Annotated in this window: 14 protein-coding genes and 2 pseudogenes; 9 read left to right on the top strand and 7 right to left on the bottom strand. The window is 33.6% G+C overall.

Annotation, left to right across the window (positions count from 1 at the left end; genetic code table 11):
- Positions 1 to 524 precede the first annotated feature (524 nt).
- The gene (locus UABHE_RS23685; protein ID WP_372365769.1) at positions 525 to 2,690 is read left to right on the top strand and encodes a molybdopterin cofactor-binding domain-containing protein; all 2,166 of its coding nucleotides are present in this window, start codon (positions 525 to 527) and stop codon (positions 2,688 to 2,690) included.
- 448 nt (positions 2,691 to 3,138) lie between these two features.
- Positions 3,139 to 3,312, top strand: a complete 174-nt coding sequence (locus UABHE_RS23680) for a hypothetical protein (protein ID WP_372365768.1) — start codon at positions 3,139 to 3,141, stop codon at positions 3,310 to 3,312.
- Positions 3,313 to 3,356: 44 nt separating this feature from the next.
- Here the strand turns inward: UABHE_RS23680 and UABHE_RS23675 are convergent, their stop codons facing one another.
- Complete coding sequence (locus UABHE_RS23675) at positions 3,357 to 3,815, bottom strand: hypothetical protein (protein WP_372365767.1); 459 nt, start codon at positions 3,813 to 3,815, stop codon at positions 3,357 to 3,359.
- A 143-nt stretch (positions 3,816 to 3,958) separates the two neighbouring features.
- Between UABHE_RS23675 and UABHE_RS23670 the strand changes: the two genes are divergently transcribed.
- Positions 3,959 to 4,963: an LLM class flavin-dependent oxidoreductase gene (locus UABHE_RS23670; RefSeq protein ID WP_372365766.1), complete on the top strand. Its 1,005-nt coding sequence runs from the start codon at positions 3,959 to 3,961 to the stop codon at positions 4,961 to 4,963.
- Positions 4,964 to 4,992: 29 nt separating this feature from the next.
- On the opposite strand, the gene UABHE_RS23665 is transcribed toward UABHE_RS23670, so the two are convergent.
- On the bottom strand, positions 4,993 to 5,376 hold the full coding sequence (locus UABHE_RS23665) for a hypothetical protein (RefSeq protein ID WP_372365764.1): 384 nt from the start codon (positions 5,374 to 5,376) through the stop codon (positions 4,993 to 4,995).
- 134 nt (positions 5,377 to 5,510) lie between these two features.
- Here UABHE_RS23665 and dacB point away from each other — a divergent pair, with 134 nt between their 5' ends.
- Positions 5,511 to 6,947, top strand: coding sequence for a D-alanyl-D-alanine carboxypeptidase/D-alanyl-D-alanine-endopeptidase (gene dacB, locus UABHE_RS23660; protein WP_372365763.1), 1,437 nt, complete (start codon positions 5,511 to 5,513; stop codon positions 6,945 to 6,947).
- Between the two features lie 515 nt (positions 6,948 to 7,462).
- Positions 7,463 to 8,110 (top strand): leucine-rich repeat domain-containing protein, encoded by a 648-nt coding sequence (locus UABHE_RS23655; protein ID WP_372365762.1) that lies wholly within the window; start codon positions 7,463 to 7,465, stop codon positions 8,108 to 8,110.
- 610 nt (positions 8,111 to 8,720) lie between these two features.
- On the opposite strand, the gene UABHE_RS23650 is transcribed toward UABHE_RS23655, so the two are convergent.
- The 4 genes and pseudogenes from UABHE_RS23650 to UABHE_RS23635 all read right to left on the bottom strand — a co-directional run bounded on the left by UABHE_RS23650 (position 8,721) and on the right by UABHE_RS23635 (position 13,016).
- Positions 8,721 to 10,802 (bottom strand): leucine-rich repeat-containing protein kinase family protein, encoded by a 2,082-nt coding sequence (locus UABHE_RS23650; RefSeq protein WP_372365761.1) that lies wholly within the window; start codon positions 10,800 to 10,802, stop codon positions 8,721 to 8,723.
- Positions 10,803 to 11,074: 272 nt separating this feature from the next.
- Positions 11,075 to 11,275 (bottom strand): hypothetical protein, encoded by a 201-nt coding sequence (locus UABHE_RS23645; protein ID WP_372365760.1) that lies wholly within the window; start codon positions 11,273 to 11,275, stop codon positions 11,075 to 11,077.
- 2 nt (positions 11,276 to 11,277) lie between these two features.
- Positions 11,278 to 11,493, bottom strand: a pseudogene (locus tag UABHE_RS23640) (helix-turn-helix domain-containing protein); the annotation flags it as partial.
- 269 nt (positions 11,494 to 11,762) lie between these two features.
- Positions 11,763 to 13,016: a hypothetical protein gene (locus UABHE_RS23635; protein ID WP_372365759.1), complete on the bottom strand. Its 1,254-nt coding sequence runs from the start codon at positions 13,014 to 13,016 to the stop codon at positions 11,763 to 11,765.
- Between the two features lie 576 nt (positions 13,017 to 13,592).
- Between UABHE_RS23635 and UABHE_RS23630 the strand changes: the two genes are divergently transcribed.
- On the top strand, positions 13,593 to 13,949 hold the full coding sequence (locus UABHE_RS23630) for a hypothetical protein (RefSeq protein WP_372365758.1): 357 nt from the start codon (positions 13,593 to 13,595) through the stop codon (positions 13,947 to 13,949).
- A 298-nt stretch (positions 13,950 to 14,247) separates the two neighbouring features.
- Here UABHE_RS23630 and UABHE_RS23625 read toward each other — a convergent pair whose 3' ends face one another.
- Positions 14,248 to 15,096 carry a hypothetical protein gene (locus tag UABHE_RS23625; RefSeq protein WP_372365757.1) on the bottom strand — a complete coding sequence of 283 codons (849 nt, stop codon included), beginning with the start codon at positions 15,094 to 15,096 and terminating at the stop codon, positions 14,248 to 14,250.
- Between the two features lie 671 nt (positions 15,097 to 15,767).
- Between UABHE_RS23625 and UABHE_RS23620 the strand changes: the two are divergent.
- The 3 genes and pseudogenes from UABHE_RS23620 to UABHE_RS23610 form a co-directional block, all read left to right on the top strand.
- Positions 15,768 to 15,909, top strand: a pseudogene (locus UABHE_RS23620) (IS6 family transposase); the annotation flags it as partial.
- A gap of 47 nt (positions 15,910 to 15,956) precedes the next feature.
- Positions 15,957 to 16,775, top strand: coding sequence for a DUF4437 domain-containing protein (locus tag UABHE_RS23615; RefSeq protein ID WP_372365756.1), 819 nt, complete (start codon positions 15,957 to 15,959; stop codon positions 16,773 to 16,775).
- Positions 16,776 to 17,169: 394 nt separating this feature from the next.
- Positions 17,170 to 17,577 carry a hypothetical protein gene (locus tag UABHE_RS23610; RefSeq protein ID WP_372365755.1) on the top strand — a complete coding sequence of 136 codons (408 nt, stop codon included), beginning with the start codon at positions 17,170 to 17,172 and terminating at the stop codon, positions 17,575 to 17,577.
- Positions 17,578 to 17,668 lie beyond the last annotated feature (91 nt).

Raw genomic sequence — 17,668 nt, 5'->3', positions numbered from 1 at the left:
TAATAAATTATAGTTATAAATTAAAACCTATTTGAAATATTGACATCATGAAAAATCATTTATAATTATTTAAAAAATACAGACTAGTTTGTATTTTTTAAATAATTATAAATTTCCGATAGGAAATAGGGAAAATCCAAGATTATTTCTGCATAGTAATAAAGGGCTTATAATGAGTAGTATAAAAAATAAAGTACACTGTCTATATTGATAGTGAAGCTGTTCATTCTTACGCTATACGAATCTCTGTTGAAGAAAATAAATTAATCCAAACTATTGAAGAATTATCTTCTAATCTTAATTATCCGTTACAACAGATTTGGATTACTGAGAATGTCTCACAATGCGGTCACTGCAATCAGGACAAATTATGAGTGCTGCTCTTTACTGACGCATAACAATAAGCCAATAAAATATTAACAATGTAATGGCTAACAATATTTACCAATGCAGAACTTATAATTGCATTTGTCGGGCAATATACAAGCTACAATAATTGTGAAAAATCAAAAGGAGAGAAATTAGTGAGATATATAAAACGTGGATTAACTCGGCGTTCTTTTCTCAAAGCTAGCGCTACAGCTTTAGGTGGTTTGGTTATCGGATTTCACTTGCAGGGGGGAAAGCAAGTTGAAGCAGCCGACAAGTCGAGCAACACTCGCACAACTAATGCTTTTTTACAAATAGGTGAAGATGAATCAATTACTATTGTTGCCAATCATTCAGAAATGGGACAAGGCGTTTACACTTCACTACCGATGATGGTTGCTGAAGAACTAGAGTGCGATTGGAATAAAGTAAAAGTTGAATCAGCACCAGCAGATCTTGTGTATGCTCATACATCATTTGGTGCACAAATGACTGGTGGTAGCACTAGTGTTTGTTCGGAATGGGAAAGATTGCGCCTTGTTGGAGCTACAGCACGAACAATGTTAATTATTGCGGCAGCTAAAACTTGGAAAGTGTCTGTAGAAAGTTGCCGTGCACAAAAGAGTGTTGTATTTCACGATGCTACAAAACGCCAATTAACTTATGGTGAACTAGCAGTAGAAGCGTCTAAAATATCAAACCCAGGAAAAGTCACACTAAAAAATCCGAAAGATTTCAAAATTATAGGTAAACCTATTCCTCGGCTTGATACCCCAGACAAAACAAATGGAAAAGCTATTTTCGGTATTGATGTACAAGTTCCTGGAATGCTGACAGCCGTAATAAAGCGTTCTCCTGTATTCGGAGGCAAGGTGAAAAGTTTTTTCTCCGATAAAGTAAAAGCTATATCAGGAGTGAAGTTTGTCGTGCAAGTTTCCTCTGGTGTTGCAGTTGTTGCAGATAATTTCTGGACAGCGAAACGCGGAGTAAAAGTTCTTGAAGTTACATGGGATGACGGAGTTGGAGCTGATTTAGATACACAAAAACAACGTGAAAAGTATGCTGCTTTAGCCGATATTCCAGGATTTATTGCTAAAAACAAAGGGAATGCTGCTGGTGCAATGGATAAAGCTGCTATAAAATTAGAATCGGTATACGAAGTACCTTACCTTGCCCATGCTCCAATGGAACCTCTTAATTGTGTAGCAGATGTTCGCAAAGATGGCTGTGATATTTGGACAGGAACTCAAAAACAAACGGCGGAGCACGCAACAGCTGTCGCAATTACAGGATTGCCTGCAGAAAAAGTTCGTATTCATACAACTCTATTAGGAGGTGGATTCGGCCGTCGTGCGACTATTGATAGCCATTTTGTAAGTGAAACTATACAAGTATCAAAAGCGATAAAAGCACCTGTCAAGTTAGTTTGGACACGAGAAGACGATATCAAAGGCGGATGGTATCGTCCAATGTACTATCATAAAATTGCAGGCGGATTAGATAAAAAGAAAAATCCAATTACTTGGAAACACACAATTGTCGGACAATCTATTGCAGCAGGAACTAGTCTTGAGCCGTTTATGGTTCATAACGGTGTTGATGTCACCTCTGTAGAAGGAGCAGAAAATATCCCTTATGCAATACCTAATATTTACGTTGATTTACATAGTCCGAAAAATAGTGTTCCTGTGTTGTGGTGGCGTTCTGTTGGTGGATCTCACAACGCATTTGTAGTCGAATGTTTCCTCGATGAATTAGCCGAAGTAGCAGAAAAAGATCCATATGAATTTAGACGTGAACTTCTTGCAAGTCACCCGCGATACAAAAGGGTACTTGAATTAGCTGTTAGCAAATCCCACTGGAATAAACCACTACCAGAAAGATACGGACGTGGTTTAGCCATACACTTCAGTTTTGGAAGTGTTGTCGCTCAAGTAGCCGAAGTATCTGTTTCTAAAGATGGTCATGTAAAAGTTCACAATGTAGTTTGTGCTGTTGATTGCGGTCCTGTTATTAATCCTAATACTGTAGAAGCGCAAATGGAAAGTGGTATTGCATACGCTTTAACTGCCGTTCTATATGGCAAAATTACTCTGAAAAATGGGAAGGTTAAACAAAGTAATTTTTATGACTATCAAGTATTGCGCATAGATGAAATGCCAAAAATTGCAACTCATATTGTTCCTAGTGTCGAAAAAATGGGAGGCGTTGGCGAAGTTTCGGTTCCACCTCTTGCACCTGCAGTTGTAAACGCTATCTTTGCGGCAACAGGAAAACGTATTCGTCAGCTACCTATTAACAAAGAAGAATTACGCGAATAAAATAAGAAGAAAGAACAAACGCTCAAAATATTTTCGGCTTGTTCAGCTATCAAAAAAAATTTTCTTTTATAAATTTATATATATTTCTCTCATGGTAGTAAGTCAAAACTCAGCAAATATTAAATTGTTAAAGAACAAGGTCAAAGCATTGAAATATAAAGATCAGATTCCTTGGGGATTGAAACGGTTAATGTCAAAATTGGAATTATGACGAAAAGCGTTCCAAGCCCAAATTTTTGTTTTGCCTTGAAGTTATGGCTTTTTCATAAAGATATGCCTTTTTTTTAAAAAATTTACTCTTCATCTTTTCTTAGAAAAGAAAAAGTACGGTTTTCTACTATTGGCTTGGTACTGATATTATGATATTATATTGATTTTCCTGACAAGGCTTGGTGCGTCAACTTGACTCACGCAAAAATCAAAAACAAAGGCTGGGTGGATTTATCTTATGGTAATTATCGATTGCCATAGTCGCTATATTATTTCTTATGATATCTCTGTTTGCCAAGATGTTCATTTGTGTCCTCGAACATTTGAAGCTGCTTTAGCAAACTCTAAATCTTTTGTTTCTAGTACTTACCAAGGCCTCAGTTTACCAGTGAAGTATTTACTTCTTTGTTAAAGAATTTTAAAAAAGAGGAGTAGACCTTTACCATACTTGTTTCTTTATTCTATGGAATTCCAAAAGTCAGTAATTAACTGTTGTTGACAAAGAGAATTTCGCATAACCAAAACACTACATATCTGCGTTTTTGTCAGTTTTTTCTGCTGTAATTGTTTTTTTACAAAGTCGCGAAATTCTGTTGTTCTTTCATACATTCGAAGTACATCGTTTGCCTTTATCGGAAAATTACTGCATCCACTAGCTCCTAAAAGATAGTGGCTCGAACGGCTTTTGGGAAACCATTGGTGAGTATGTTTCTCTTTTAAATAGTCATTAAAAGCGCGCAAAAAAAAAGAATGAGTTACAAGAGGCGAAATAGCAACATAACCTGTAAGTGTGTCGATAGACCACTGTTCTGTGCTTTTTGTTGAAAGACAAAGCACACATTCATCGCAAGTATATTTTTTATTTATGTTAAAAAAAACAACCATAACTGATGTAAATAAAAAAAGATATCTCATTATTTCTCCATATTACACTTTTCAATTGAAATGATACTTTAACCTATAGATTTATGGCATCTTCTTTTCGAAAAAAGAACACGACCAAGTCCACAATGCGGTAACACACCTTAGTTTAAATTTCTTTTTTGAAAGGAAAAAAGTTGAAAATAAGCATATTAGATCAGACTCCTATCACAGAAGGAGAAAGTTGCAAACAAGCAATAGACAACACCTTAGAACTCGCAAAGCAAGCTGACAAGCTAGGCTACTATCGTTTTTGGGTATCTGAGCATCATAATACTTCTTCTTTTGCTTCGCCAGTTCCCGAAATTATGATTCCCTCCTTAGCCTCAGTAACATCTCGTATACGAGTTGGTTCTGGTGGAGTAATGATCGGTCATTACAGTCCTTTTAAAATTGCTGAGCAGTTTAATATGTTGGAAAACTTATTTCCACAGCGTATTGATTTAGGACTAGGAAGAGCAAGTGGTGCAGATCAAGCTACTATTGAGGCACTGGAATCAGGAATATTCCGTAGAGATCCTTTTGACAAAATGCTAGAGCTTATTTCCCTAATAGAAAAATCGATGATATCATCTCGCCAAAATAATGTGAAAGCTATGCCCTCTATAGAATCCAAACCTGAATTTTGGATTCTAGGAACTAGCCCTGATAGTGCTAGGTTTGCAGCAAAACATGGGCTTTCTTACTCCTTTGCAGCATTTATCAATGATACCCATTGTATGGAAGCATTGCAAATATATCATCAGCACTTTACGCCTTCGCGTTATCTTGATGCACCATATGTTAATCTTGCTGTCTTTGCGTTATGCGCTGATAGCGAAGAAAAAGCAAAAGATTTAGCAAAAAGTGCTGAATTATGGGGCGTTCGAACATTTTTACGCGGTAAACGTGGCCCTTTTCCCAAAAACCAAGAAGCGCAAAATGCTGTTTTCCAACCGCAGGAATTAATGTTTCTTCAACATAGACGAGCTTCTATATGTGTTGGTTCACCACAACAAGTAAAAACTAAGTTAGAAGAACTGACTAAAAAGTTATGTCTAAATGAACTGACCATTATAACTATTACCCCTGAATTTAAAGATCGTTTGGAATCTTATCGCTTACTTTCTCAAATCTATGATTTACAATCTGGTATAAAATAGCGACAGAACTGACACGAACAGGGCAAAAATCAATGTAACAATATACTCCATGTGAACAATATAATTAGACTGCCTAAAGCGGCAAAGCAACCTAATCCATTAGACAATTTTCGAAGTACAGCTTCGCGTTTTTGTTCACTTTTTCCTTTCAAAGAAAAAATTATTAATAAAAACACAGAAACCATGATAGAAACGAAGAAAAAATTGAGTTTTCCATCACCACCTTTCCCTTTGTTAACATAAAAAGTTAAGGATAGTACAATAATAACCAGTATTATAGCCAAAGATGTAAAATCTCTTTTAAATAGACTCTTTTTTCGCAATAATTCCAAGCGCGTTTCTTTTTTTTTAGTTCTCTGTAAAGTTGTCATTACTTCGGACTTATTCTCAAAGGTGCATTTTTTTTTGGCCATTGATATTCTCCTGTGAAATAATACTATATTCCATCCCCAGACTGTAAATTTTTACAATGCTTAATGTATAATCTGTTTACAATACAGGTAAATCTTGAATTAAATTTTAAATCTTGTTGATAGGATAAAAAAAAATGCGAAATCACTTGTTTGTTGCTGCTTTATTCGCAACTCTTTGCGCTTCTTCTATATATTGCCAAATTTCTAAGTCAGCTCAAAATGAAATCCAAACATTGTTAAGTGATCCAGAAATTGCTTCCGCGCACGTTGGAGTACACATCGAAAATATAAAAACAGGAGAAGTTGTTTACAGTCAAAATTCACATAAACTATTTCTCCCTGCCAGCAATTTAAAAATAGTGACGACAGCATGTGCATTATCATTATTGGGAGCTAATTACCAATACAAAACAAAGTTATACACTGATGGAAAAATTGACAACGGAATTTTACAAGGAAATCTGTTCATTCTTGGTTGTGGTGACCCGACAATAAACGAACGTCACTACGATAGTACCACGCAAGTTTTTGATTCGTGGGCAAATAAACTTACCAAAATGGGAATTCGAAAAATTGAAGGCCAAGTTATTGGAGATATAACAGCTCTAGGCAATGCAGAAATAGGCCACGGCTGGGAAAAAGATGATCTTACTTACTATTACGGCGCAAGAACAAGCGCTTTATCGTTTAATGACAATTGCGTTGATTTAACGATCTCTCCCGCACTAAAATTAGCACAACCCGCGATTATTACCCAAAAACCTATACCAGGTTACTTAAAAATTAATAATCACGTAATCACAACCGCCAAAAACTCTTCTCGTTCCTTGAAATACACAAGAGATTACACCTTCAATGGACTAAAGATTAGCGGACAAATGCCTCTACAAACAGTCCCTAGACTTTCCTCGACGCCTGTATCCAACCCTGCCGATTTTTTTCTAGCCAACATCGTACAAGTTTTCCAACAACATGGTATTGGGTGTGATAGTTATAAAATATCGCAATCGATCGACTACACAAATAAAAATCACCTCCTCACCCACAAATCTCCACCACTAAGTGATATAATTAAAGTCATTAACAAACAAAGCAGTAATTTATATGCTGAAACCATATGGAAAACAATAGGTTTAGAAATCGCAGGTACAAGTAGCAAGGTAGTTGAGGTAGAGAAAGAGTTTTTAGAAAAACGAGGAATACCTGCCGGAGATATTTTTATCGCCGACGGATCTGGTCTGTCACGTCACAATATGATCGCACCGCATCAAATCATCCAAGTACTCAAATACATGCACAGTAGCCCTCATGCAAAAGTATTCCTAGACTCATTAGCCATTAGCGGCAAAGACGGAACTCTCAAAAATAGATGGCAAAAAAATAACGCCGCAGGCTCCATTTTCGCCAAAAGCGGTTCTCTAACCCGAGTCAATGCCCTTTCAGGATATATTCATAGCAAAACCGGCGACAAGTATGCCTTTTCGATTATGATAAATAACTACAAAGGAAAAAGCACCGCTATTCGCAACCTCCAAGACCAAATGACAACGGTTGTTTATGACATAGATTGAAAAAAACTAGTTTGAGGCGTAGCTGGATAGAAGAAGATATTCGTTGAGGTAAACGCTTGTGTTGCTTTTTGCTTTTTTCGAGAGTGACACAAGTTTTATACAGGGAGGTTTTATCTCTGTGGTAGTTAACTTCCACTAGGTCCTGAATGTATTCGGGCATGATTTGCTGAAGTTTAGATAAATGCTCGGATTACACCGTTTTGAAAGTATCTCCGAACTATTCTTCCTTGTGAAATGAGTAATCATTATAGTACATCTTTTGCCATCATGGTATACTTTTCTTGCCACCTTTCCCACCTCGATTAAACGAAAAGAAGATATACATTCTAGTTATTAGATAACGTAATTTTTTACTCTAACGAAAGAAGGTATAACGATAAGACAGGTACATTTTACAAAATCAGTTTCAGATGGTTTAAAAGAAATAAATTTAAATAAACGCCAGACCCTGACACGATTTTTGGTCTGGTATAATTTTTTGGTCTCTCTCAATTTTAAGGAGTAATTTTACAGTAATGAAAATCGTAGAACAACTATCCTTGATAGAGATAGAAAGTAATACCACATATAAATGTTGTGCTTTTTATTTAGAAGAAGATAAGTGGTATGATATAGAAAACTCACGGTTTTTTAATTGTAGTTTTCGATCTGATATACAATTTGAAAGAATTACAAACTGCAGCTTTTCTAATTGCACATTTTCTAAGGAGTGTTTTGTAGATCTTTCTCACAATAGTTTGTGGAAAATACCTGATAGTTTATTTTCTATTGTCGGAATGACATCATTAAAATTAAAACTTTGTTGTAGTGATGGAATTAACAGCAGTGTGCAAGAGTTACGGAATATTAAAAATTTAGAGAATCTTGAATATTTAGACTTATCTAACTGTAGCATGGGATATTTACCTTTGGAAATTACTCAACTTGAAAATTTACAAAATTTGGATTTAAAACTAAATCGCATATTTGAAATACCCTATGAAATTTGCGAATTAAAGAATCTTTTTCGGTTAAACTTGTCTTATAATCAACTAAGAACTCTACCCTGTGAAATTGGAAAATTAAAAAGTTTATCTTATTTAAATCTACGCACAAATAGAATAGATAAAGAAGAGAAGATACTAATAAAATCATGGCTACCGGATTGCGATATAAGTTTTTAATAGATGATTTTCGTATTCTGAGTTTTGAAATTAAACAATACTACATCTTAGAATGTATTCGAAATAAAAACGGTAACAGACTCAAAAACGGTGATGAAACGGTTCATGAATAAAATAGATAATTAACTGTTATGCCAAATGCTTACAATACAAAAGTATGCATCAGTATCCAAAAGAAAACGGTTCAAAATGGTGACAGAGAGCGTCCAGCAAGCTGTAATTACCTAGAAGGTGAAAGTCCTTCCATAGTAAAAACTAGATTATTTTCGGTGCCAGGCATACACAGCTTTTTAGATGCGGCAGACAAGTTACCTATTTCGGGTTGTTGGCCCAACCCCTCGTAAGTGACGACGTCTGCTCTATAGGAATTATGATGTATGTGTTATAGGCCGATTTGCTATGCATTCAACACTTTCATTAAAAATATTCATTATCGAACTGGGAAGTGCTGTATAATAATTTTCTGTGATTTTGTGATGGGTTTTACATAATTCTTTTCAAGTACATGTAGTTTTAAATTCATATTCTGTTCGTTCCCTGTGAACCTTTCGGGACTGTGCCAATTCCAGCATACACATCGGAAAATCTTTGGTTCTTATGTCTTCAACACTCATACTGGCTTATTACTAAACTCCTTGTCTAAAGCTAATTTTATAGCTTTCTTCATCTCTACGAAAGAATGAAATCTATCGGTGGGGTTGTTTGCCATTGCACGATTTAGAACATACTGAGTTTGTTTTGAAATTCCAGGTATGGGCCTAGGTTGTATAGTTGAATTTTCGATTTTATCTAAAATTTCGATTATATTGTGTTCAGAGTAAGGTTTAGAGCCACATAAGAAGTAATACAAAAAAACGCCTAAAAGATATATATTATTTTTATATTGATCGGGATTATCTTTTTCTAAGTGATTTGGAACATAATATAGCATATCAACTAATTGAGTCTGAGAAGTCTTATTGAGAAGTTTCAACTTTATTCTTTTTGAGCAGATAAATATTTCTTTCAGATTTAAACTATGTAAGATGTTGTATTTTGTGTAGAGATATTCTGAGACGGATGCGAGATTTTTAATTATTCGCAAAGCCATTTTTTTACTGAAAGAAGATTTATCTACTACCTCTTGTAAACTCATTTTCTGAGGTTCGAAAACAACATACAGTGAATTATTGAGTTTACATTGCGTAAAACATTGAACTACACTAGGATGACGTATTTGTGTGTAAGTGTCGCACAATTTCTCATTTTTTGAGTTTCTATGAAAAATTTCTATAGTAAAAATTTTGTCCTGTCTTTGGACAGTATAAACATTCTTATCATCTTTATTTCTTTGGGATTTCACAAACATAAAATCTTTTATAGAATCAAACATGGCGATTATACTTTCTTTATCTTCTTTAAGATTTTCGGAAATATCAAAACGGATATCTCCTTTGTAAATTCCCACTTTCTCTAGTTGTGGCATAGCATCCAAGTAGTCTTCTAAAAACTCACGCAAAAGACAAAAATCTATATTCAACTCTCTTAAATTTTTTAATGATGTTAAAAATTTGGGAAGAGTTTGAAGAGAATTTTGATGTAACGATAAAACACTAAGATTTTGTAAATTCTTTATCTCTAAAGGCAAGTAAGTCAAATTATTATTAACAAGATATAATCCTTGCAAATTGCTTAATTTTCCTATTTCAAGAGGCACAGAAGTCAACTTATTGTCGGTAAAAGATAGTGTTTGTAGGCTTTTTAAGTTTCCTATTTCAGGGGGAATAGAAGTCAGCTCATTTTCAGGAAGGTATAATTCCCGTAAATTGTTTAGATTTCCTATTTCAGGCGGGATAGAAGTTATTTTATTTTTATTTAGATACATTTCTTTTAAGCTGACGAGATTGCCTATTTCTTTGGGAAGAAACTGAATTTTATTACCCCATGCATTTAGCCTACGGAGCTTTCTTAAATTTCCTATTTGAAAAGGAAAAAATTCTATAAAGTTACTATACAAATGTAATTCAACAAGTTGCTGTAAATTGCCAATTTCCGTAGGCAAAGATAAAATATTATTTTCACCAATAGACAATTCAGAAAGTTTGCTTAAGCAACCTATTTCGCGAGGTAAAAAATTGATTTTATTTTTAAAAGCACTGATTTTTTCTAAATTTTTTAGGTTTCCTATTTCCTCTGGTAATTTGGTTATCCTGTTTTCTGCTAGATATAGCTCCCGTAGCATTGCCATATTCCCTATTCCTTTGGGCAAACAAGTGAGTTGATTACCACCAATTTTTAACAGAGAAAGATTTCGCAATTGACCAATTTCCTCTGGAAGGCTTGTTATTCTATTAGATCCCAATTCTAATTTTTGGAGTTTATGTAATTCTCCTATACCCTTGGAAGCTTTTTCAATACTATTATTGCCGAGACTAAGGGAAGAAAGATTACGTAATTTAAATATTTCTTTGGGGATATAAGACAACCGATTAAATGATAGATCTAACTCTTGTAATTTAATTAGATTACCTATTTCCTGAGGAATACCCTTAGAAATGATTTGGTTGCTTCTGAGGAGTAAACGAGACAAGTTGGTTAAGATACCTAGCTCAGGAGGAATCTTGTAAAGTTCTTTAATCATAAAAAAAAGCTCTGTTTTATTTTCTTCCTTAGTTTTTTTGATTAAATTTATTAGTTTCTCTTCGCTTAACATTTCTTCTCCTTTAAATATTAGCTGAAATTTTGCAAGTGATACAGAAGTGGTAAAATTAGAGCGATAAAAAGAAAAAACAAATATTTTCCTTTGTATTTATGACTGTAAGGTATAAAAGAGATTTGTTTTTGAATCTGCTCTTTATTGAATTTATCTATAAATTTTTGTAATTTCTTCTTTCATACTTTTGGAAATGGATGTTTTTTTTCCTCTTGAGGAAATGAGATCGTAAGATCATCGTAAAGTTGATTACAAAGGCAAAATTCAAATTCTTAGGCAATTTGATCTACCACTTTGTACTGAGCAGATTTTTTCATTGTAAATTCAACTAAAACAATTTTTGAATTATCGGGATTGTTATATGCTTTTGCACTATTTTTCACATTCGTCAAATTCTTTGTAGCTCGTAACATATCTTCATAAACTTTTTTGTTAGGCTTTTTGTCTAACTGAATTTGAACAATAACATTCATGCTTATTTTGTAACCTCAATTTCATTTTTTTTCAAAATTTTTTCACCAGGAGCTTTTAATGTACCATCTCCATTCACATATGCATAAAGAGTTGTAGTTGTAATTCCTAAACGCTTAGCAACTTCGGAAGCATTAGATTTTGGATCAGACATTGCCACCATTGCCATTTGCAAAGTTGTAGAGGTCATTTTACGTGGCCTTCCTCCTTTTCTACCTCTCTAAATATCGGTGTTCTAAATATCGGTGTCAGACTCAACAAATAAAGAGAAGAAAAAGCAGTAAGTCGATTTTCATTAGTGACTTACTGTTAAATATCGGTGTAAATATCGGTGTCAGACTCAACAAATAAAGAGAAGAAAAAGTAGTAAGTCGATTTTAATTAGTGACTTACTGCAAATAAAGATGGTAGATGTAGTGCGTTTTGTCAAACGAACTTATAGAGTAATATAGTTAAATACCTTCTATTGAATCTATCACCAATATTCAATTATTCTTCAATTTTTTGTATTACTTGATTTACATATATTTGTATATCTAAGTCATTGGCGTTTCTTTCAATTCCATAAAGAGCTATTAACGCTAATTTGAGACTTTTTTTATCAGGGTTACGATGCGTAAACATAAGAATTTTTGTTACCATTTTTCTTATTGGATATCTAATATTTCCAAGGCCATATAACCCGTAACTTTGAACATCTGTTTCGCTCGATTCTAAAGCATCAATAAACAAATCGATAAAAAGTTGTTTGTAATCAAGGGGAAAATGCGATGCAGCGGTAATTTTTATTGTTTCTTCTCTCAAAGTTTTGATATTTTGCGTTCTATTAAGAATTTTTAGTATCTTTTCACTGTGTATATAGTGTTTTACTAAGTTTTGTAGAGCTTTTGTTTGGATATTTTTATTTTTATGTCGAAGAAGTTTTTCCAAGATCGGGAATAAATCAATATTTTTATTTTTTAATTTCAAATAAAAAATAACATCTAAGCTTTCTAATACAAAATCTGAATTGCTATCAAAACAAGCTTTATCAAAATAGATTAGACTATCTTGTATCTCTGTTTTAGCTTCACAAACTATAATAAGGATGTAATGTAAAAAGTCTTTGTCTTGTTGTGACATGCTGATTAACTTAGAGATATATATATTCTCCCATTGTGATGTTGCAACTAAGCATGATAGCGAGTAGTACTTTAACTCTTTTGCAACATTACTAACAATAACGGAATACATCCGTTGACATATTTTTTTTGAAAGGTTTAAATTTACATCTTTATTCTTTAGTAAAATATATCTTAGAATTTCTAATGTATGCAGTTTCAATTCATATTCCACATGATCAAGAAACTCTAAAAAACTAGAACAAATAAATTCAAAATTTGTAATACTTGTATAAAGACATGTCATTAAATTTTTTTTTACATCAAAAGTGGTTGATGAGTTTTTAATTACTTTTATTATACTTTGAAACCAAGACAATCGATGATATTTCTTTTTCTGTAAAATAGAATATATTTTTTGGTGATTAAGAGGCTCATCAAGTTGTAAGATTTTAATTAAATGAAAAATAAGAAAATTATCGTCTTTGCAAACGATTTCATTGCAACGAATCTTTTCCAAAACTTTATTTCTTGATTGATAGTCTTTTTTTAAATTTTTAATAATATAATCTCTACAGTTTTCTGATCGAATAAAAACAAATAAATAATATATAATAAGTATAAAATACTTTTGGGAATTCATAGAAACCTCATGACATTCATGCCAGACTCATAATAGCTTAAAGCGTAATGATCTTCCAAGATAAGACAAATGTTGTAACGATAATATAAGATTATGCGAAACTAAAAATTACTAGCGCGAAAAAAATTGCAATTTAAGTAGATAAATACGAAGTGTAAATATCGGTGTCAGACTCAACAAATAAAGAGAAAAAAAGCAGTAAGTCGATTTTTATTAGCGACTTACTGCAAATAAAGATGGTGGCTGTAGTGCTAGCCACAGCCTGAAGATGGTGGCTGTAGTGCTAGCCACAGCCTGGCACGAGTCTGACCCGAATGCCATTAACTCATTTTAAGTTCTAACTGTTTTTCAATTTCGTCCACAAGTTCTCGTCTAGTATAACTTTTCTTTTGCACGCGATACTGTTCGTAGTATTAAACGTAAGACAATGATATTTTCGAGACGTCTGTTATCTCACGCATTAAATGATGACGTCCTAAAAGGAAACAAACAAGATATGATGGGGTCAGGTCTATTTTTCCTTACAGCTTGAAATGGTTAAATGAACAACAAAAAATTCTTGAATTGGTAAAAGAAATGAGACAAGAAGGGATGCTGGATTGGCAAATTCAAAATTGTTTAGGTAGCATTATTCTTTATTGGCGCTTGGAACAAAAATATCCAGGTACACCTGATTGTTTTGTATTTGAAAAAATGAACGAATTTACCCAGGGTGAAACAGCAGAATCTCTTTTCCCCCCTCTGTCTTTATTTAGTAAAGAAAGAGTTGATATACAAAAAGCGCAAAATCTGATTACAACTCTTCAGTCTTGGAATTTAGAAATAAGACAAAAGATACCTGACTTTAAGGCAATAGAACATTTTTTAGTACATCGTTATCAATATTCTATTGATGATATTAAACACAAAGATCCTTTTCCGAAAATTGTTTGACTCATTAATTAACTCATACAAAAAAGTTAATAACGCTTATATCTGCTATCCCCATTATTTTGCATAGAACAGATAATGAATAATGGGGAGTTCTCTCCAAGAAAAAACAACGAAGCTAGTGCCCCAAATTACCGAATTTGCTAGAAAGATAAATGTCGACACGCCCTAAGTAAGTCTTGCAGTTTTTTTGCAAAATTTAATTTTCTTATGACCGATATTTACGACACAAACCATAGTTTTTGGCTTCTTTCAAACCATTAAAAATTTTTATAAGTCGCAAGCAAAAGTAATGTAACAATTAACGTTTTTTATTTGTTGAAAAATCTGCTGATATTGCTTTTCCCAAATTGCTATTCACAATTCTATTTGAGTTCATCTCAATAAAATCATCGATTTTACTTTGTTGTTTTTCGTTTAAATTTTTAAATGATTCGCTAACTTGTCGAGCTCTCGAAATAACAAAGTCACTGATACACTGTTCTACTTTTTGTTCACCACAAAATTCACCACCACCTAACTCAATCTTTGTATTCTCCCACACAGAAATATCTCTAGGAGTAATCCAAGCAAATAATAAAAATTGAAAAAATTTCACATAAACTAAGCAATCTTCAGAACCAGATACAATAGTCCCATCAGAGGCATGGATAAGATATCTATTCAACTGTGGTACATCTTCAGAGCTTTCAACCACATCCGATATTAAGAGGTGTATCTCACCAAAATCTGCAAGTCCATCTTCGGGGTTTAAAAGATACTTTTTCCATTCCTGATTAGCCCCGTTGAGTAATTCATCAAATTTTTTATTTGAGCGATTATCCAAATGATGAACCAAAACCCTCCATAGAATCGATACAGCAAAATAGTAAAAATTTGAATCATAAACAAAAGATCCTTTACCTTGATCCAACACCTGCTTAAATATTGTTTCTGAAAAAACTCTTTCGCGTTGTGAAAAAAGTAACTCGCAATTATCACAGAGTAACTCTTTTTTTAAACCATCTTGCATTCTAAAATTTGGAGTAGTAGCAGATCTAAGCAAACCTCCTTCTGAAATCATTTTTTTAAAAACAAACTTCGGGATCAAGTGACTTTTCACAAGGTCAGATTCTTGTTCGCACAAATAACACAATTTTTTATTTTTCATTGTTACCACCGAATACTATGCTTTTTATAATATTGTCAAGTCGCCATAATTAAGAGTTTACACCATATACTTAAAATTTCATCGGAATCATATTATTAAATAAAAACACTATGAACTTACACAAACATAAAACGAAAAGGGTCCTTTTCACTTTATGTGGATATATTGAACTTTTAACTTTTGAGACACAAACCACCATTTCTGTCTCAGGAATGAAAGTGGCATACTTCGATTTGGAATTACTATTATTTATGACAAAGAGATGATGTAACAATTTATCAATGATGACTTCTGGCACAGTTGAAGGGCAACCGGATTTTTGCTGAAGTTTTACACAAAAGTTCAGTTTGATTTCTCGATTGAATCGAGTGTCGGAGCTCATTGATAATGGCATACTGATTTCCACAATGACTAACAACCTTGAAAAAATTAACGCCGAAACTCTTCTTAAAATTGCACATACACAACAAGAGAGTACCCGTGTCATTGGTAAGAACGTGCTTGAGGGCTTCTAAAAATTCACCCTTTGGTTTATGAATACATTAATTTTTTCGTGGAATTCGTTTACGAAAACTTAGGGCGCTGTTGAAAAAAATAAGTTCTCAATCATTTTGAGCTTTTTTGTATAATTCAAAGATCTGTAAATAATAAAAAAATGAATGAAGCAAATAATGAGCAATTTCAAATGGCGTCACTTCCAAGAAGAGATAGTATTATGGACTGTACTATGGTATAAGTTATCGTGAACCGGGAGAGATGCTTGAAGAACGAGGAATTAAAGTCGATCACACAATTATCTACAGATGGGTTCAACATAGTGGTAATTAGACATCAACAAACCAAGTTACTTGGAGAGATGCATGAATATTTTTAAAAATCTTTTAGTTTTATGCTTAATGAGCATTGGTTGTACAAGTTCAATGGCGGAGGAAAAACCGAATTCTTCATTTACAGTCGTCCCAATCGAAAAAGTTAACTGGGAGAAATTAAACTCTGCAAGAGGTGATAAAAGTCCACAAGCAGGGACTCTTTGGGGCAACCGAAAGGGCGAAGAACCAACAGGCTTTCTTGCGAAATTTGCTGATGGGTTTTCGTCACCTCCACATATTCATAATGTAACGTATCGCGCAGTGGTTATCGAAGGTTTAATTCATAACGATGATCCTTCTGCCAAAAAAATGTGGATGCCATTAGGTTCATTTTGGACACAACCCAAAGGTGAAGTTCATATAACCGCTGCAAAAGGAGATAGCAACATTGCCTTAGTAGAAATAGACATGGGTCCATATTTAGTTCTCCACGAAGAAGATAAATTTGATAGTGGTGAGCGACCAGTAAATGTAGATCCTTCAAATATTGTTTGGCTCGCACCTGATGGGTTTAAAATTTCTGATACTTCGCCAAAAATTGCCTATTTGTGGGGCGGTATATCAAAGGATAAGTCAAATGGCACATTTCTCTGGTTACCAAAGGGTTTTAATGGAAAGGTCTTGGTAAATTCACCAACATTTAGAGCCGTGGTAATAAAGGGACAAGTCAACCATAAGAGCTACACACATAATGACTTAATGCCTGGTAGTTATTTTGGTTCAATAGGTAATTTTACGCATGCTATAGGAACGAAGTCTGGAGCTATTCTTTATATTCGAACTGTTGGTGAGTATAAACTAATGGAGTAACATACGGCGGTCAGTTAACCCTTGACGGGTAGCTTCGCTAGTAAAAAAGTGGTTCATCCTAACTTTTGTAAATATCGTAACTTTTGTAAATATCGGTGTCAGACTCAACAAATAAAGAGAAAAAAAAGCAGTAAGTCGATTTTCATTAGTGACTTACTGCAAATAAAGATGGTGGCTGTAGTGCTAGCCACAGCCTGGCACGAGTCTGACCCGAATGCCATTAACTCATTTTAAGTTCTAACTGTTTTTCAATTTCGTCGACAAGTTCTCGTCTAGTATAACTTTTCTTTTGCACGCGATACTGTTCGTAGTATTAAACGTAAGACAATGATATTTTCGAGACGTCTGTTATCTCACGCATTAAATGATGACGTTCTAAAAGGAAACAAACAATATGAGTAAAAAATTGCAATATTTTATAGAAAATCTTTCACATTTGAGTCCCAACATATCTTTTTTATACGATATGATAGAAGAGATTGAGAATGAAAAACAAAAAGAGAAAGTTGTTGTACCTATATTTAACTATTTCGAAAAATATCCAGATGCTGACTTAGGATCTCCAGGACCACTTGTGCATTTTTTAGAATCTATAGAATTCTACCAAGAAGAATTGCAAAATTCTCTAAAAAGAAAGCCAACAGCACATACTTGCTGGATGGTTAATAGGATACTAAATAGTAATCTAGAAAAAAAACAACGAGAAAAATGGCTTAATTTTCTCCGATTGTCAGTACAACATCCAGAAATTACAGAAGAAACAATATTAGTTGCAAAAAATTTTCTAGAGTATCAAGAATAAATGGAGGAAAATAAGGGTTCTTTAATTGGTAGGTAGTCTAATTCAATGCCAGACTCATAATAACTTAAAACGTAATAATCATCCAAGATAA

The sequence above is a fragment of the Candidatus Uabimicrobium helgolandensis genome (assembly GCF_041508025.1).
Classification (GTDB): Bacteria; Planctomycetota; Uabimicrobiia; order Uabimicrobiales; family Uabimicrobiaceae; genus Uabimicrobium; species Uabimicrobium helgolandensis.
Note: the sequence above shows the minus strand (reverse complement) of the source record. Positions and strands in the feature narration are given on the sequence as shown.

Coding starts and splice junctions, on each gene's coding strand:
- UABHE_RS23680 (WP_372365768.1), top strand. CDS start 3,139: ATGGTAATTATCGATTGCCATAGTCGCTATATTATTTCTTATGATATC.
- UABHE_RS23675 (WP_372365767.1), bottom strand. CDS start 3,815: ATGAGATATCTTTTTTTATTTACATCAGTTATGGTTGTTTTTTTTAAC.
- UABHE_RS23665 (WP_372365764.1), bottom strand. CDS start 5,376: ATGGCCAAAAAAAAATGCACCTTTGAGAATAAGTCCGAAGTAATGACA.
- dacB (WP_372365763.1), top strand. CDS start 5,511: ATGCGAAATCACTTGTTTGTTGCTGCTTTATTCGCAACTCTTTGCGCT.
- UABHE_RS23655 (WP_372365762.1), top strand. CDS start 7,463: ATGAAAATCGTAGAACAACTATCCTTGATAGAGATAGAAAGTAATACC.
- UABHE_RS23650 (WP_372365761.1), bottom strand. CDS start 10,802: ATGTTAAGCGAAGAGAAACTAATAAATTTAATCAAAAAAACTAAGGAA.
- UABHE_RS23645 (WP_372365760.1), bottom strand. CDS start 11,275: ATGAATGTTATTGTTCAAATTCAGTTAGACAAAAAGCCTAACAAAAAA.
- UABHE_RS23635 (WP_372365759.1), bottom strand. CDS start 13,016: ATGAATTCCCAAAAGTATTTTATACTTATTATATATTATTTATTTGTT.
- UABHE_RS23630 (WP_372365758.1), top strand. CDS start 13,593: ATGAGACAAGAAGGGATGCTGGATTGGCAAATTCAAAATTGTTTAGGT.
- UABHE_RS23625 (WP_372365757.1), bottom strand. CDS start 15,096: ATGAAAAATAAAAAATTGTGTTATTTGTGCGAACAAGAATCTGACCTT.
- UABHE_RS23615 (WP_372365756.1), top strand. CDS start 15,957: ATGAATATTTTTAAAAATCTTTTAGTTTTATGCTTAATGAGCATTGGT.
- UABHE_RS23610 (WP_372365755.1), top strand. CDS start 17,170: ATGAGTAAAAAATTGCAATATTTTATAGAAAATCTTTCACATTTGAGT.